Annotated in this window: 11 protein-coding genes, 1 tRNA gene and 1 pseudogene; 2 read left to right on the top strand and 11 right to left on the bottom strand. The window is 67.2% G+C overall.

The annotated features are described in order from the left end of the window. Window positions 1-62: 62 nt before the first annotated feature. The 10 genes from AOK23_RS11280 to AOK23_RS11235 all read right to left on the bottom strand — a co-directional run bounded on the left by AOK23_RS11280 (window position 63) and on the right by AOK23_RS11235 (window position 13,477). Entirely contained in the window at window positions 63-3,962 is a 3,900-nt protein-coding gene (locus AOK23_RS11280; RefSeq protein ID WP_055515268.1) for a DNA-directed RNA polymerase subunit beta', read from the bottom strand. Between the two features lie 94 nt (window positions 3,963-4,056). Then, window positions 4,057-7,542, bottom strand: a complete 3,486-nt coding sequence (rpoB, locus tag AOK23_RS11275; protein WP_055712593.1) for a DNA-directed RNA polymerase subunit beta — start codon at window positions 7,540-7,542, stop codon at window positions 4,057-4,059. A 647-nt stretch (window positions 7,543-8,189) separates the two neighbouring features. Then, complete coding sequence (gene rplL / locus AOK23_RS11270) at window positions 8,190-8,573, bottom strand: 50S ribosomal protein L7/L12 (RefSeq protein WP_107102767.1); 384 nt, start codon at window positions 8,571-8,573, stop codon at window positions 8,190-8,192. Window positions 8,574-8,694: 121 nt separating this feature from the next. Further along, complete coding sequence (gene rplJ / locus AOK23_RS11265) at window positions 8,695-9,225, bottom strand: 50S ribosomal protein L10 (protein WP_009330729.1); 531 nt, start codon at window positions 9,223-9,225, stop codon at window positions 8,695-8,697. A 294-nt stretch (window positions 9,226-9,519) separates the two neighbouring features. Further along, a complete protein-coding gene (locus AOK23_RS11260) occupies window positions 9,520-10,434 on the bottom strand; it encodes an SCO4651 family lipoprotein (protein WP_079049419.1) in 915 nt (304 codons plus the stop codon). Window positions 10,435-10,659: 225 nt separating this feature from the next. Beyond that, window positions 10,660-11,385: a 50S ribosomal protein L1 gene (gene rplA / locus AOK23_RS11255; RefSeq protein ID WP_055712592.1), complete on the bottom strand. Its 726-nt coding sequence runs from the start codon at window positions 11,383-11,385 to the stop codon at window positions 10,660-10,662. A 104-nt stretch (window positions 11,386-11,489) separates the two neighbouring features. Continuing rightward, window positions 11,490-11,924 carry a 50S ribosomal protein L11 gene (rplK, locus tag AOK23_RS11250; RefSeq protein WP_055515278.1) on the bottom strand — a complete coding sequence of 145 codons (435 nt, stop codon included), beginning with the start codon at window positions 11,922-11,924 and terminating at the stop codon, window positions 11,490-11,492. 158 nt (window positions 11,925-12,082) lie between these two features. Further along, a complete protein-coding gene (gene nusG / locus AOK23_RS11245) occupies window positions 12,083-12,925 on the bottom strand; it encodes a transcription termination/antitermination protein NusG (RefSeq protein ID WP_055712591.1) in 843 nt (280 codons plus the stop codon). A gap of 76 nt (window positions 12,926-13,001) precedes the next feature. Further along, window positions 13,002-13,289: a preprotein translocase subunit SecE gene (gene secE, locus AOK23_RS11240; protein WP_033528314.1), complete on the bottom strand. Its 288-nt coding sequence runs from the start codon at window positions 13,287-13,289 to the stop codon at window positions 13,002-13,004. Window positions 13,290-13,404: 115 nt separating this feature from the next. Next, window positions 13,405-13,477, bottom strand: a tRNA-Trp gene (locus AOK23_RS11235). Window positions 13,478-13,727: 250 nt separating this feature from the next. On the opposite strand from AOK23_RS11235, the gene AOK23_RS11230 reads away from it, so the two are divergent. Together AOK23_RS11230 and AOK23_RS11225 are read left to right on the top strand one after the other, a co-directional pair. Then, window positions 13,728-14,954: a pyridoxal phosphate-dependent aminotransferase gene (locus AOK23_RS11230; protein ID WP_055515288.1), complete on the top strand. Its 1,227-nt coding sequence runs from the start codon at window positions 13,728-13,730 to the stop codon at window positions 14,952-14,954. Window positions 14,955-15,049: 95 nt separating this feature from the next. Then, on the top strand, window positions 15,050-16,081 hold the full coding sequence (locus AOK23_RS11225; protein ID WP_055712590.1) for an adenosine deaminase: 1,032 nt from the start codon (window positions 15,050-15,052) through the stop codon (window positions 16,079-16,081). Between the two features lie 66 nt (window positions 16,082-16,147). On the opposite strand, the pseudogene AOK23_RS49645 reads toward AOK23_RS11225, so the two are convergent. Further along, a pseudogene (locus AOK23_RS49645) lies at window positions 16,148-16,363 on the bottom strand (UDP-N-acetylmuramate dehydrogenase); the annotation flags it as partial.

Below are 16,363 nucleotides of genomic sequence, written 5' to 3'. Positions count from 1 at the left end.
CGTCTGCTGAGGGGCGCCCACCCCGCGCAAGCGGAGTGGGCGCCCCTCAGCAGACGTACGCCTTACTGGTTGTACGGACCGTAGTCGTAGTCCTCCAGCGGAACGGCCTGGCCGGAGCCCGTGCCGAACGGCGAGTAGTCGATGTCGTCGTAGCCGACGGCCGAGTACATCGCGGCCTTGGCCTCCTCGGTCGGCTCGACCCGGATGTTGCGGTAGCGGGACAGACCCGTACCGGCCGGGATGAGCTTACCGATGATGACGTTCTCCTTGAGGCCGATCAGCGAGTCGGACTTGGCGTTGATCGCCGCGTCCGTGAGGACTCGCGTCGTCTCCTGGAAGGACGCCGCCGACAGCCAGGACTCCGTGGCCAGCGAGGCCTTGGTGATACCCATGAGCTGCGGACGACCGGAGGCCGGGTGACCGCCCTCCTGCACCACACGACGGTTCTCCTGCTCGAAGCGGGAGCGCTCGACCAGCTCGCCGGGCAGCAGCTCGGCGTCGCCGGACTCGATGATCGTCACGCGGCGGAGCATCTGCCGGATGATGATCTCGATGTGCTTGTCGTGGATCGACACACCCTGCGAGTTGTACACCTTCTGGACCTCGCCGACCAGGTGGACCTGGACGGCACGCTGACCCAGGATGCGCAGCACGTCGTGCGGGTTGGTGGCACCCACGGTGAGCTTCTGGCCCACCTCGACGTGCTCGCCCTCGCTGACCAGGAGTCGGGCGCGCTTCGAGATCGGGTACGCCGTCTCGTCGCTGCCGTCGTCCGGCGTGATGACGATCTTCTTGGTCTTCTCGGTCTCCTCGATGCGGACGCGACCGGCCGCCTCGGAGATCGGGGCGACACCCTTCGGGGTACGGGCCTCGAAGAGCTCGACGACACGCGGCAGACCCTGCGTGATGTCGTCACCGGCCACACCACCGGTGTGGAAGGTACGCATCGTCAACTGGGTACCGGGCTCACCGATGGACTGGGCGGCGATGATGCCGACCGCCTCACCGATGTCGACCAGCTTGCCGGTGGCCAGGGAGCGGCCGTAGCACATGGCGCACGTGCCGACCTTGGACTCACAGGTCAGGATCGAGCGGGTTTTGACCTCCTCGACACCGTGGTGCACGAGCTGGTCGATGAGCACGTCGCCGAGGTCCACGTTGGCCGGCGCGATCACCTTGCCGTCGATGACGACGTCCTCGGCGAGCATGCGGGCGTAGACGCTGGTCTCGACGTCCTCGGCCTTGCGCAGGACACCGGTCTCGTCCTTCGAGGCGATCCGCAGCTTCAGACCGCGCTCGGTGCCACAGTCCTCCTCGCGGATGATGACGTCCTGCGAGACGTCCACCAGACGACGGGTCAGGTAACCCGAGTCGGCGGTACGCAGGGCGGTGTCCGCCAGACCCTTACGGGCACCGTGCGTGGAGATGAAGTACTCCAGCACGGACAGACCCTCACGGAACGAGGCCTTGATGGGACGCGGGATGGTCTCGTTCTTCGCGTTCGACACAAGACCACGCATACCGGCGATCTGACGCATCTGCATCATGTTGCCTCGTGCACCCGAGTTCACCATCATGAAGATCGGGTTGGTCTTCGGGAAGTTGTCGTTCATCGCCTCGGCGACCTCGTTGGTCGCCTTGGTCCAGATCGCGATGAGCTCCTGCGTGCGCTCGTCCTTGGTGATCAGACCGCGCTCGTACTGCTTCTGGACCTTCTCGTCCTGAGCCTCGTACCCGCGGACGATCTCCTTCTTCGCCTCGGGGACGACGACGTCGGAGATGGCCACGGTGACACCGGAACGGGTCGCCCAGTAGAAGCCGGCCGCCTTCAGGTTGTCGAGCGTCGCCGCCACGATGACCTTGGGGTAGCGCTCGGCGAGGTCGTTGACGATCTCGGAGAGCTGCTTCTTGCCGACCTCGTAGTCGACGAACGGGTAGTCCTCGGGCAGCAGCTCGTTGAAGAGCGCGCGGCCCAGCGTGGTCCTCAGGGTGAAGGTGTCACCCTGCTGCCACTCCGGCTCACCCTCCTCACGCGCCGGCGGGGTCCAGCCGCGCGGCGGGATGGTGCCCACCGGGAAGCGGATGTCCACGCGCGACTGCAGCGAGAGCTCACCGGCGTCGAACGCCATGATCGCCTCGGCCACGGAGGAGAAGGAGCGGTCCTCGCCCTTCACGTTCCGCATCTCGCCGTCGGTGGTGAGGAAGAACAGACCGAGGACCATGTCCTGGGTCGGCATCGTCACCGGACGGCCGTCGGCCGGCTTGAGGATGTTGTTCGAGGACAGCATCAGGATGCGGGCCTCGGCCTGCGCCTCCGCGGACAGCGGCAGGTGCACGGCCATCTGGTCACCGTCGAAGTCCGCGTTGAACGCGGTGCAGACGAGCGGGTGGATCTGGATGGCCTTGCCCTCGACCAGCTGCGGCTCGAAGGCCTGGATGCCGAGGCGGTGCAGGGTGGGAGCACGGTTCAGCAGAACCGGGTGCTCGGCGATGACCTCTTCGAGGACGTCGTACACGACCGTGCGGCCGCGCTCCACCATGCGCTTGGCGCTCTTGATGTTCTGCGCGTGGTTCAGGTCGACCAGGCGCTTCATCACGAACGGCTTGAACAGCTCCAGCGCCATCGCCTTCGGCAGACCGCACTGGTGCAGCTTCAGCTGCGGACCGACGACGATCACGGAACGCGCGGAGTAGTCCACACGCTTACCGAGCAGGTTCTGACGGAATCGACCCTGCTTACCCTTCAGCATGTCGCTGAGGGACTTCAGCGGGCGGTTACCGGGACCGGTCACCGGGCGGCCGCGGCGACCGTTGTCGAAGAGGGCGTCAACAGCCTCCTGAAGCATGCGCTTCTCGTTGTTGACGATGATCTCCGGAGCACCCAGGTCGAGCAGGCGCTTCAGACGGTTGTTGCGGTTGATCACACGGCGGTACAGGTCGTTCAGGTCGGAGGTCGCGAAGCGGCCACCGTCCAGCTGCACCATCGGACGCAGGTCCGGCGGGATGACCGGCACGCAGTCGAGCACCATGCCCTTGGGGCTGTTGCTGGTCTGCAGGAACGCGGAGACGACCTTGAGGCGCTTGAGCGCACGGGTCTTCTTCTGGCCCTTGCCGGTGCGGATGATCTCGCGGAGGCGCTCGGCCTCCTCGTCGAGGTCGAAGGACTCCAGGCGCTTCTGCAGCGCCGCGGCACCCATCGAGCCGTCGAAGTACGTGCCGAAGCGGTCACGCAGCTCGCGGTAGAGGAGCTCGTCGCCCTCCAGGTCCTGGACCTTGAGGTTCTTGAACCGGGTCCACACCTCGTCGAGACGGTCGATCTCGCGCTGCGAACGGTCGCGCAGCTGCTTCATCTCACGCTCGGCGCCCTCGCGCACCTTGCGGCGCACGTCCGCCTTGGCGCCCTCGGCCTCGAGCTCGGCCAGGTCGGTCTCGAGCTTCTTGGCGCGGGCCTCCAGGTCGGCGTCCCGGCGGTTCTCGATCTGCTGCCGCTCGACGGAGACATGCGCCTCCAGGGAGGGCAGGTCGCGGGTGCGGCGCTCCTCGTCGACGTACGTGATCATGTACGCCGCGAAGTAGATGACCTTCTCGAGGTCCTTCGGGGCGAGGTCGAGCAGGTAGCCCAGCCGCGACGGAACGCCCTTGAAGTACCAGATGTGGGTGACGGGAGCGGCCAGCTCGATGTGGCCCATCCGCTCACGGCGCACCTTGGCGCGCGTGACCTCGACGCCACAGCGCTCACAGATGATGCCCTTGAAGCGGACACGCTTGTACTTGCCGCAGTAGCACTCCCAGTCCCGGGTCGGACCGAAGATCTTCTCGCAGAAGAGTCCGTCCTTTTCGGGCTTGAGCGTGCGGTAGTTGATCGTCTCGGGCTTCTTGACCTCGCCGTGGCTCCACTGACGGATGTCGTCAGCGGTGGCCAGACCGATCCGGAGCTCGTCGAAGAAGTTGACGTCGAGCACTATGCGTCAATCCCTCTCAGGGTTGTAAGTCATGGGGTCTGATACGGGGGTCCTGGGGCCGGCGGCCTTCATGACGAAGGCCGCCGAACTCCCGTCAGACCTCTTCGACGCTGCTCGGCTCGCGCCGGGACAGGTCGATGCCAAGCTCCTCCGCAGCGCGGAAGACGTCCTCGTCGGTGTCGCGCATCTCGATGGACATGCCGTCCGAGGACAGCACCTCCACGTTGAGGCACAGGGACTGCATCTCCTTGATGAGAACCTTGAAGGACTCGGGGATGCCGGGCTCGGGAATGTTCTCGCCCTTGACGATGGCCTCGTAGACCTTCACGCGGCCGGTGACGTCGTCGGACTTGATGGTCAGCAGCTCCTGGAGGGCGTACGCGGCGCCGTAAGCCTCCAGCGCCCACACCTCCATCTCACCGAAGCGCTGGCCACCGAACTGGGCCTTACCACCCAGCGGCTGCTGGGTGATCATCGAGTACGGGCCGGTCGAACGGGCGTGCAGCTTGTCGTCGACCAGGTGGTGCAGCTTGAGGATGTACATGTAGCCGACCGAGATCGGGTCCGGGAACGGCTCACCGCTACGGCCGTCGAACAGCCGCGCCTTGCCGGACGGGAGCACCATGCGCTCGCCGTCGCGGTTCGGGATGGTGTGCTGCAGCAGACCCGCCAGCTCGTCCTCACGGGCACCGTCGAAGACCGGGGTGGCGACGTTGGTGCCGGGGGCGACACTGTCGGCGCCGATGACCTGCAGACGCTGCGCCCACTCGTCGGCGAGGCCGGAGACGTCCCAGCCGCGGCTGGCGAGCCAGCCGAGGTGGATCTCCAGGACCTGTCCCGGGTTCATTCGGGACGGCACACCGAGCGGGTTGAGGATGATGTCGACCGGGGTCCCGTCCTCGAGGAACGGCATGTCCTCGATGGGCAGGATCTTGGAGATGACGCCCTTGTTGCCGTGACGGCCGGCGAGCTTGTCACCGTCGGTGATCTTGCGCTTCTGCGCGACGTAGACGCGCACCAGCTGGTTGACACCGGGGGGAAGCTCGTCGCCCTCCTCGCGGTCGAAGACGCGGACGCCGATGACCTTGCCGATCTCGCCGTGCGGCACCTTCAGCGAGGTGTCACGGACCTCACGGGCCTTCTCACCGAAGATCGCGCGGAGCAGGCGCTCCTCGGGGGTCAGCTCGGTCTCACCCTTGGGCGTGACCTTGCCGACGAGGATGTCACCGGCGACGACCTCGGCACCGATACGGATGATGCCGCGCTCGTCGAGGTCGGCGAGGACCTCCTCGGAGACGTTCGGGATGTCCCGGGTGATCTCCTCGGGGCCGAGCTTGGTGTCACGGGCGTCGACCTCGTGCTCCTCGATGTGGATCGAGGAGAGGACGTCGTCCTGCACGAGGCGCTGCGACAGGATGATCGCGTCCTCGTAGTTGTGACCCTCCCACGGCATGAACGCCACGAGCAGGTTCTTGCCCAGCGCCATCTCGCCGTTCTCGGTGGCCGGACCATCGGCGAGGACCTGGCCCTCGATGATCCGGTCGCCCTCGTTGACGATGACCTTCTGGTTGACCGAGGTGCCCTGGTTGGAGCGGGCGAACTTGGCCAGGCGGTACGTGATGTACGTGCCGTCGTCGTTGGCGGTGGTGATGTAGTCCGCGGAGACCTCCTGGACCACACCGGCCTTCTCGGCCTTGACCACATCGCCGGCGTCGACCGCGGAGCGGTACTCCATGCCGGTGCCGACGAGCGGCGCCTCGGACTTGATGAGGGGCACGGCCTGGCGCATCATGTTCGCGCCCATGAGGGCACGGTTGGCGTCGTCGTGCTCGAGGAACGGGATCATGGCGGTCGCGACCGACACCATCTGGCGCGGCGAGACGTCCATGTAGTCGACGTCGTCACCAGGGACGTAGTCGACCTCGCCGCCACGACGGCGGACCAGGACCCGGGACTCCTCGAACCGCATGTCGTCGTTGAGCGTGGCGTTGGCCTGCGCGATGACGAAGCGGTCCTCCTCGTCGGCCGTCAGGTAGTCGACCTCGTCGGTGACCTGACCGTCGACGACCTTGCGGTACGGCGTCTCCACGAAACCGAACGCGTTGACGCGGCCGTAGGAGGCGAGCGAACCGATCAGACCGATGTTCGGGCCTTCGGGCGTCTCGATCGGGCACATGCGGCCGTAGTGCGACGGGTGCACGTCACGGACCTCGAAGCCGGCCCGCTCACGCGACAGACCACCGGGACCCAGCGCCGAGAGACGACGCTTGTGCGTCAGCCCCGACAGCGGGTTGTTCTGGTCCATGAACTGCGACAGCTGGCTGGTGCCGAAGAACTCCTTGATGGAGGCGACGACCGGCCGGATGTTGATCAGGGTCTGCGGCGTGATCGCCTCGACGTCCTGAGTCGTCATGCGCTCGCGGACGACACGCTCCATACGAGCCAGACCCGTACGGACCTGGTTCTGGATGAGCTCGCCGACGCTGCGCAGACGACGGTTGCCGAAGTGGTCGATGTCGTCGGTCTCGACGACGATGTTCGTGCCGCTGTCGCCGACCGTCTCGGTCTCGCCCGCGTGCAGCTTCACCAGGTACTTGATCGTCGAGATGATGTCCTCGACGGTCAGGATGCCCGCGTCCAGCGGAGCCTCCGCACCCAGCTTCTTGTTGACCTTGTAACGGCCGACCTTGGCGAGGTCGTAGCGCTTCGGGTTGAAGTACAGGTTCTCAAGAAGCGTCTGCGCGGCCTCACGCGTGGGGGGCTCGCCCGGACGCAGCTTGCGGTAGATGTCGAGCAACGCGTCGTCCTGGCCCTGGGTGTGGTCCTTCTCCAGGGTGGCGCGCATGGACTCGTACTCGCCGAACTCCTCCAGGATCTGCTCGGTGGTCCAACCGAGAGCCTTGAGGAGGACGGTCACGGACTGCTTGCGCTTGCGGTCGATACGCACACCGACCATGTCGCGCTTGTCGATCTCCATCTCCAGCCAGGCACCCCGGGACGGGATGATCTTGGCCGAGAAGATGTCCTTGTCGGACGTCTTGTCGATGCTGGAGTCGAAGTAGACACCCGGCGAACGAACCAGCTGCGACACCACGACACGCTCGGTGCCGTTGATGACGAAGGTGCCCTTGTGGGTCATGAGCGGGAAGTCGCCCATGAAGACCGTCTGGGACTTGATCTCGCCGGTCTCGTTGTTGGTGAACTCGGCCGTCACGAAGAGCGGGGCCGCGTAGGTGAAGTCGCGGTCCTTGCACTCGTCGATGCTGTTCTTCGGCGGCTCGAAGCGGTGGTCGCGGAAGGTCAGCGACATCGACCCGGAGAAGTCCTCGATCGGGGAGATCTCCTCGAAGATCTCCTCCAGACCGGACTTGGTGGGGACGTCCTGTCCGTTCTCCAGAGCCTCCTCGACCCGACTCTGCCAAGCGGTGTTGCCGAGCAGCCAGTCGAAGCTCTCGGTCTGCAGCGCGAGCAGGTTGGGAACCTCGAGAGGCTCCTTGATCTTTGCAAAGGAGATGCGCAGCGGGGCGGTGCTGGCGCCGTTGTTCGTATTCGCGGTCGAGGCGTTGCGCGAGGCGGCCAAGAGGGGGTCCTTCCGAGGGCTCGGACTCACTACGCGCGTACCGGCCCCTCTCCTGCGCAAAGCGAACAGGCTGCTCCTGAACTGACAGATAACGCCAGGTCAGGAATGGTCTCTTCGTCGATGCTCAAGTGAGGGCATGCCCCTGGTGACGGGCAGGGGACAGCTAACAGGCAGCGCAAAGGGTCAGTGTAGCCACTTGGCACACTGATGTCCAGTGCGGGTTTTTCGAGACCCTCGTTGTTCTCGACACCTGCGCAAGCCCACGCCCTCAATGCACGTTGATACTGCCCTCTTCGCCGTCGATCCATGCCTCGGAGTTCGGATCGGTGTCACGACGCGTCCTGAGAATTGCGCGCTGCGTGCGGTTCGTCAAGGCCCCTCATGCCCGCTCCGCATGCCGCGATCGTCACTCGCGGTCCGTCACCCAGGGCGCCCGGAGGCACGACGAAGATCACCATACTCGCCGCCACCGGCAGTGCAAGGCAGCCGTCGCTCGACGTCCCCGAACGCCGAAGGGCGACCACCCAGTTGGGTGATCGCCCTTCAGTGCGTTCGCGTTACAGATTCGAACGAGTTTTTCCCACTCGTCTCAGAACTGCGTCGCACGGGCCCTGGCGGGCCCGGAGAGCTGGCGGACCAGCGAGGCCTTACTTGACCTCGACGGAGGCGCCGGCGCCCTCGAGGGACTCCTTGGCCTTGTCCGCGGCCTCCTTGTTGACCTTCTCCAGAACCGGCTTCGGCGCACCGTCGACCAGGTCCTTGGCCTCCTTCAGGCCGAGGGAGGTGAGCTCACGCACGACCTTGATGACCTGGATCTTCTTCTCGCCGGCGCCGGTGAGGATGACGTCGAACTCGTCCTTCTCCTCGACGGCCTCGGCCGGGGCGCCGGGAACGGCGGGGCCGGCAACGGCGACCGCGGCGGCGGCGGTGACGTCGAACTTCTCCTCGAACGCCTTCACGAACTCGGAGAGCTGGATGAGGGTCATGCCCTCGAACTCGGCGAGCAGTTCGTCCTGGGTGAGAGCCACGATGGCTTTCCTTCCACTAATTCGGCTGGTGCCGGATGTACATGTATGGCGGGCGTACGTTCGGCCCGCTACGACCGATGCCTGGGGCTGAGCGCCTCAGGCGGCGGTCATTTCGCGAGCCGAGTTACTCGGCACCGCCCTGCTCGTCCTGCTTGGCGCGAAGCGCGTCCACGGTGCGGACGAGCTTCGACGGGAGCGCCTGGAAGACCTGAGCAGCCTGCGTCTGCTTGCCCTTCAGGGCGCCCGCCAGCTTGGCGAGCAGAACCTCGCGGGACTCGAGGTCCGCAAGCTTCTTGATCTCGTCGGCGGACAGCGCCTTGCCGTCAAGGACACCGCCCTTGATGACGAGGTTCGGGTTGTCCTTGGCGAAGTCACGAAGACCCTTCGCCGACTCCACCGGGTCACCGGTGACGAAGGCGACCGCCGTCGGACCGTTGAACAGGTCGTCGAGCGTCGTGATCCCGGCCTCGTTGGCCGCAATCTTGGTCAGCGTGTTCTTCACCACGGCGTACTGGGCGTTCTCACCGAGCGAACGACGCAGCGTCTTGAGCTGCGCCACGGTGAGACCCCGGTACTCGGTCAGCACGGCGGCGTTCGAGCTACGGAACTGCTCCGTGAGCTCGGCCACCGCGGCAGCCTTGTCGGGCCTTGCCATAGAGCGTCGGCCTCCTTCCGGGTGATGAGGACCGCTCGGAAGGGGCTGCGTCAAAACGAAACGCCCCGGCGCAGGCGCACGGGGCGTAGCTCAACCGAATGAATTCCGCTGGAGACGGAACAGATCCGGGAGCAACTTCCACAGTCACCTGCGCGGGTCGTCCGCATTCAGCGGATCCTTCGGCCACCGCGCCCTCTCCACGAGCACACGGCAACGACCAGCGGTCTTTGGCTTCCTCGGAAGAGTACGGGACCGCATCGCCGTCAAGCAAATCCGCTCCCCGGGGCGGGCGGATCAGCCCCTGGGCGCCGCCCCGTCCACCAGTTCGGCGAGGTCCACCGTGTCGTCGGCCGCCGGGGGCTCGACGGTCACCGACGGGTTGACGTCCAGGAAGGTGACGGTCATGTCGAGCGGCCCGGTGTCGACCCAGCGCCCCTTGCCGTCCAGCGCGTTGGTCCGCCCCCGCATCCGGAACTGCTTGGCCCGGCCGTCCTCGTCGACCCACAGATCCATGGTGAGCGGGCTCCCGACCTTCAGCCCCAGGGCCATGAACTGGTCGAAGCAGTCCGTCCGCAGCTTGTGGGCCTTCTTGCCCTTGGCCGCCGACTGGTACGCCCGCAGCCCCTTGCCCGTGACCTCGCCCCGATAGTGGGTGGTGGGGGTGCCGTCCACGGTCCCGGAGCCGGCCTCGCGGATGTCCTCGGCACCGCTCAGGATCGTGGACTGCACGAGGGGGCTGCCCTCCAGCTGCCGGGGCACGACCCGATAGGTCTGGTTGTACGCGGAGCCGCGGCCCCACACGGCCGGCTCCGCCTTGAGCCAGCGCTTCCCGCCCGCGTCCCCGAGGGCGGCCGTGTCCCCCTCGGTGTACATGGCCCCGCCGGCGAACCGGATCTGCAAGGGCTTGCCCTCGGTCTTGCCGAGCCCGGCGATTTTCATGCGCATGACACTCGGCCGCACGCCCATGGACGCCTCGGCCCGCACCTTGCCGTGCCCCGGCAACGTGCCGGTCACCCGATACCGCAGCGAGGTGAGCCCCAGCGTCGTCCGCGCTGCCCGGGACACCGACTGGGCGGGCGTCAGATCCGCCTCGGCCGCCGTGTCCGACGCGGTGCCGCAGCCGCTGGTGCCGCCGAGCAGCGCGGCGGCGACGACCGTCGCTGCGGCGGCTCTGCGCCGTCGTACGGAGCCGGCCGTGGAATACCTCATGTGTCCCCCTGTTACCTCACGCCCCACGTGCAGGGGCCGAGGGGACACTAACGCGCCCGCAACCCGGCTGTCCCCGGGTTTCAGGCGGTCGGCAGAGCGCTCACCGGCTTCTTGTGGCCACGCGGAGGCCGGTACGCCCGCAAAGGGACGAGCCCCGCACCTCGGAGGGTGCGGGGCTCGTTCTCGCTACGCGTGCGCGACGCGGCTGCCTGGTGAGCGGTGGGCTCAGACGGCGGCCGGGTCCTCCTCGACGAGGAGGTTGCGGGTGCGGTTCGGGTCGATCGGGATGCCGGGGCCGATCGTGGTGCTGATGGCGGCCTTCTTGATGTAGCGGCCCTTGGCGGCGGACGGCTTGAGACGCGTGATCTCCTCGAGGGCCGCCGCGTAGTTCTCCACCAGCTTCTCGTCCTCGAAGGACGTCTTGCCGATGATGAAGTGCAGGTTCGAGTGCTTGTCGACGCGGAACTCGATCTTGCCACCCTTGATCTCGGTGACAGCCTTCGCGACGTCCGGGGTCACGGTGCCGGTCTTGGGGTTCGGCATGAGACCACGGGGACCGAGCACACGGCCGAGGCGGCCGACCTTGCCCATGAGGTCCGGGGTGGCGACGACGGCGTCGAAGTCCAGGCGGCCCTTCGACACCTCGTCGATGAGCTCGTCGGCGCCGACGATGTCGGCGCCCGCGGCACGAGCGGCCTCGGCACGGTCACCGGTCGCGAAGACCAGGACCCGGGCGGTCTTACCGGTGCCGTGCGGGAGGTTCACGGTGCCACGGACCATCTGGTCGGCCTTACGAGGGTCGACACCCAGACGGAAGGCGACCTCGACAGTGCCGTCGAACTTGGTCGTGGAGGTCTCCTTGGCGAGACGGACGGCCTCGAGCGGGGCGTACAGCTTCTCCCGGTCGACCTTGGCGTCCGCAGCGCGGAGAGCCTTGCTGCGCTTGCTCACAACTGCTCCTGTGTGTTCTGAAAGGAGTCGTGGTACGGGCCGAGCAGGCCCTGCCACGTGCGGCCGAGGCCGCATGGTTCTACGAAGGTGCTACGAGGCTGAGGTCAGCCCTCGACCGTGATGCCCATGGAGCGGGCGGTGCCGGCGATGATCTTCGACGCGGCGTCCAGGTCGTTGGCGTTCAGGTCGGGCAGCTTGGTCTGGGCGATCTCGCGGACCTGCGCCTCGGTGATCTTGGCGACCTTGGTCTTGTGCGGCTCGCCGGAGCCCTTCTCGACACCAGCGGCCTTGAGGATCATCTTCGCGGCCGGCGGGGTCTTGGTGATGAAGGTGAAGGAGCGGTCCTCGTAGACCGTGATCTCCACCGGGATCACCCAGCCACGCTGCGACTCGGTCGCCGCGTTGTAGGCCTTGCAGAACTCCATGATGTTGACGCCGTGCTGACCGAGCGCGGGGCCGACCGGCGGAGCCGGGTTCGCCGCACCGGCGTTGATCTGGAGCTTGATAAGCCCCGTGACCTTCTTCTTCTTGGGAGGCATAGCTCTCCGGGTCCTTTCGATTCGAGTGCGCCCTCATCCGGTTCGCGGCCAGATGAAGGCATACCGCACAACGATAACGGGTATAGATGCGCGGCCAAAAACGAGCAGGTCAGGGGGTCCTCACAAGGACCGACCTGACCTGCTGCTTTCGAGCTTCGTCAGTTCTTCTGGATCTGGTCGAAGGAAAGCTCGACCGGGGTCTCGCGGCCGAAGATCTCCACCAGGCCCTTGACCTTCTTGGAGTCGGCGTTGATCTCGTTGATCGTCGCCTGCAGCGTGGCGAAGGGGCCGTCGGTGACGGTGACCGAGTCGCCGACCTCGAAGTCCAGCACCTGGACCTCGACCTTGCGCTGCGGAGCGGGCTTGCCCTCGGCCTCGGCGGCCTCACGCGCGGCCTTCTCCTCGGCCTCCGGCGCGAGCATCTTGACGATCTCGTCCAGGGTCAGCGGGTACGGGTCGTACGCGTTGCCCACGAAGCCGGTGACGCCGGGGGTGTTGCGGACGACGCCCCAGGACTCGTTCGTCAGATCCATGCGCACCAGGACGTAGCCGGGGAGCTTGTTCTGACGGATGGTCTTGCGGTCGCCGTTCTTGATCTGGACGACCTCTTCCTGCGGCACCTCGGCCTGGAAGATGTAGTCCTCGACGTTCAGCGAGACGGCGCGCTGCTCCAGGTTGGTCTTCACGCGGTTCTCGTAACCGGCGTAGGTGTGGATGACGTACCACTCGCCGGGCAGGGTCCGCAGTTCCTCGCGGAGGGCCTCGACCGGGTCGACCGGCTCGGCCTCTTCCTCTTCTTCGGCGGCTTCCTCGGCGGCCTCGTCTTCGGCTGCCTCGGCCTCGTCGTCCACGACGTGCACGGCCTCTTCCTCGGCCGGCTCCCCCGCCTCGGCTTCCGCAGCCTCGAACTCGTCGACCTCGTCCGCTCCCTCGACGATGTCGAGCTCATCATCCACGGACTGGTCCGGCTCGATGGCGTCGTTCAGGTTCGGGTCAGACACTGTGGCTGCTTCTTCCTGGATACAAGGGGTGGAACACGCGAAAGGGGCGCCTGGTACGGCGCCCTTCGCAGTCGGCTCAGCCGAAGACGTACTTGGCGGCCTTGTCGAGTCCGAAGTCAATCACAGTCACGAGACCGATCATGATGACGACGAAGACGATGACCACGGTGGTGTAAGTCGTCAGCTGGGAGCGGGTGGGCCAGACGACCTTCCGCAGCTCCGCGACGATCTGGCGGTAGAAGAGCGCCAGGCGCTTCAGCGGGCCCTTCTTGGCGCGCTTTCCGCCCTTACGGGTCTTCTTCTTGTCCTCGGGCACCTCGTCCTGGGCATCAGGCGTGTCGATGGAGCCCACGGCGTCCGTCATTCATCCTCACCTGATTCCGGTCCGGGTCCGTGGCCGTGCCGCGCCCGGTCTGAGCCGCACGGCGGAACATTGCTGTACGTACATGCGCACACATCCTGGCGTGAGGAGTGTGTAGCAGGGCCGGAGGGACTTGAACCCCCAACCGCTGGTTTTGGAGACCAGTGCTCTACCAATTGAGCTACGACCCTTTGTGGTTCTCCACCAACGTACCGCATCCGACCGGGTGCTCGGTGTGCACCTGGTGCTGCGGCCGGTGAAGGCCAACGAGGTGAGAGTGTACGTGGTCCGAGGCCCGTCGTCGAACAGAAAGCGTCCGCAGGGGCGTTGTGCGTCGAAGATCGACCGTCGCCGCGCCCGGATCCGGACGGTTGTTCCTGTGCTGTTCAGTCTGTGAAACCCGCGTGCCGGGCTCGTTTCCGGTCTGGAACGATGGGCCCCATGAGCGCTGCAACCCCTCCGACCGAGCGCCGGGTCTCCGCCCGCATCGGCGCGATCTCCGAGTCCGCGACCCTCGCCGTCGACGCCAAGGCCAAGGCCCTCAAGGCCGCCGGACGTCCGGTGATCGGCTTCGGCGCCGGTGAGCCCGACTTCCCGACCCCCGACTACATCGTCGAGGCGGCCGTCGAGGCCTGCAAGAACCCGAAGTACCACCGCTACACGCCCGCCGGTGGTCTGCCCGAGCTGAAGGCCGCGATCGCCGCGAAGACGCTGCGCGACTCGGGCTACGAGGTCGACCCGGCGCAGATCCTCGTCACCAACGGCGGCAAGCAGGCCATCTACGAGGCGTTCGCCGCGATCCTCGACCCGGGCGACGAGGTGATCGTCCCGGCGCCGTACTGGACGACGTACCCGGAGTCGATCCGCCTGGCTGGCGGTGTCCCGGTCGAGGTCGTCGCAGACGAGACCACCGGCTACCGCGTCTCCGTCGAGCAGCTGGAGGCCGCGCGCACCGAGCGGACGAAGGTCGTCCTCTTCGTCTCCCCCTCCAACCCGACCGGCGCGGTCTACAGCGCCGAGGACGCCGAGGCGATCGGCCGCTGGGCCGTCGAGCACGGCCTGTGGGTGATGACGGACGAGATCTACGAGCACCTCGTCTACGGGGACGCGAAGTTCACCTCGCTGCCCGCGCTCCTGCCCGAGCTGCGCGACAAGTGCATCGTCGTCAACGGTGTCGCCAAGACGTACGCCATGACCGGCTGGCGCGTCGGGTGGATCATCGGCCCGAAGGACGTGGTGAAGGCCGCGACCAACCTCCAGTCGCACGCCACCTCCAACGTCTCCAACGTCGCCCAGGCGGCCGCCCTCGCCGCCGTCTCCGGCGACCTGGACGCCGTGGCGACGATGCGTGAGGCCTTCGACCGGCGCCGCAAGACCATCGTGCGGATGCTCAACGAGATCGAGGGTGTCCTCTGCCCGGAGCCCGAGGGCGCGTTCTACGCCTACCCGTCGGTGAAGGCGCTGATCGGCAAGGAGATCCGGGGCAAGCGGCCGCAGAACTCCGTCGAGCTGGCCGCGCTGATCCTGGAGGAGGCCGAGGTGGCGGTCGTCCCGGGTGAGGCGTTCGGCACGCCGGGATATCTGCGGCTGTCGTACGCGCTGGGTGACGAGGACCTCGTCGAGGGCGTGTCACGGATCCAGAAGCTGCTGGCCGAGGCGACGGACTGAGGTTCCGCCGGCCCGCCCCCATTCCTTTGTGCGAGCAAGACCACGTTCAGGGATTCCGCTACCGGGACGGCGGCGGCGTGCGGCAGGATCGGGCAATGGAGCGCGTACGTGATCTCTCTGAACTGCCGAAGGCCCATCTGCACCTGCACTTCACCGGGTCGATGCGCCCGACGACCGTCCTGGAACTGGCCGACAAACACGGGGTACGGCTGCCCGACGTGCTGACGGAGGCGCTGACCAGCGGGGAGCCGCCACGGCTGCGGGCGACGGACGAGCGCGGATGGTTCCGCTTCCAGCGGCTGTACGACGCGGCGCGCTCGTGCCTGCGGGAGCCGGAGGACATCCAGCGGCTGGTGCGGGAGGCCGCCGAGGAGGACGTCAAGGACGGCTCCGGATGGCTGGAGATCCAGGTCGACCCGACGTCGTACGCCCCTCGGCTGGGCGGGCTGATCCCCGCGCTGGAGATCATCCTGGACGCCGTGGACACGACGGCGCGCGAGACCGGGCTCGGGATGCGGGTGCTCGTCGCCGCGAACCGGATGAAGCACCCGCTGGACGCGCGGACACTGGCCCGGCTCGCGGTGCGGTACGCGGAACGGGGCGTCGTCGGGTTCGGGCTGTCCAACGACGAGCGGCGCGGCATGGCGCGGGACTTCGACCGGGCGTTCGCGATCGCGCGCGACGGCGGGCTGCTGTCCGCGCCGCACGGGGGCGAGCTGTCCGGTCCGTCGTCCGTACGGGACTGCCTGGACGACCTGGACGCCGACCGGATCGGGCACGGGGTGCGCGCGGCGGACGACCCGCGGCTGCTGAAGCGGCTCGCCGACCGGGGCATCACGTGCGAGGTGTGCCCCGCGTCGAACGTCGCCCTCGGTGTCTACGAGAAGCCGCAGGACGTACCGCTGCGCACGCTCTTCGAGGCGGGTGTGCCGATGGCCCTCGGCGCCGACGACCCGCTTCTGTTCGGCTCCCGGCTGGCGGCGCAGTACGAGATCGCCCGTACCCATCACGGCTTCACGGACCAGGAGCTGGCGGAGCTGGCCCGGCAGTCGATCCGGGGGTCGGCGGCGCCGGAGGACACGAAGGCGCGGTTGCTGGCGGGGGTGGACGCGTGGCTCGCCTCGTGAACGTGGGCGCCGTGGGCGCCGTGGGCGCCGTGGGCGCCGTGGGCGCCGTGGGCGCCGTGGGCGCCGTTACAGGCTGACGCCGACCGTCACCGGCTCGTTGACCAGGGTGATGCCGAAGGCGTTGTGGACGCCGGTGACGACCTCGCGGGCCAGGGTCAGGAGGTCCTCGGTGGTGGCCGCGCCGCGGTTGGTGAGGGCCAGGGTGTGCTTCGTGGAGATGCGGGCCGGGCCGTTGCCGTAGCCCTTGGTGAAGCCGGCCTTGTCGATGAGCCAGGCGGCGGA

The organism is Streptomyces torulosus (assembly GCF_001419765.1).
GTDB classification, from domain to species: Bacteria; Actinomycetota; Actinomycetes; order Streptomycetales; family Streptomycetaceae; genus Streptomyces; species Streptomyces torulosus.
Note: the sequence above shows the minus strand (reverse complement) of the source record. Positions and strands in the feature narration are given on the sequence as shown.

Coding starts and splice junctions, on each gene's coding strand:
- secE (WP_033528314.1), bottom strand. CDS start 13,289: ATGACGGACGCCGTGGGCTCCATCGACACGCCTGATGCCCAGGACGAG.
- AOK23_RS11230 (WP_055515288.1), top strand. CDS start 13,728: ATGAGCGCTGCAACCCCTCCGACCGAGCGCCGGGTCTCCGCCCGCATC.
- AOK23_RS11260 (WP_079049419.1), bottom strand. CDS start 10,434: ATGAGGTATTCCACGGCCGGCTCCGTACGACGGCGCAGAGCCGCCGCA.
- rplJ (WP_009330729.1), bottom strand. CDS start 9,225: ATGGCAAGGCCCGACAAGGCTGCCGCGGTGGCCGAGCTCACGGAGCAG.
- rplK (WP_055515278.1), bottom strand. CDS start 11,924: ATGCCTCCCAAGAAGAAGAAGGTCACGGGGCTTATCAAGCTCCAGATC.
- AOK23_RS11225 (WP_055712590.1), top strand. CDS start 15,050: ATGGAGCGCGTACGTGATCTCTCTGAACTGCCGAAGGCCCATCTGCAC.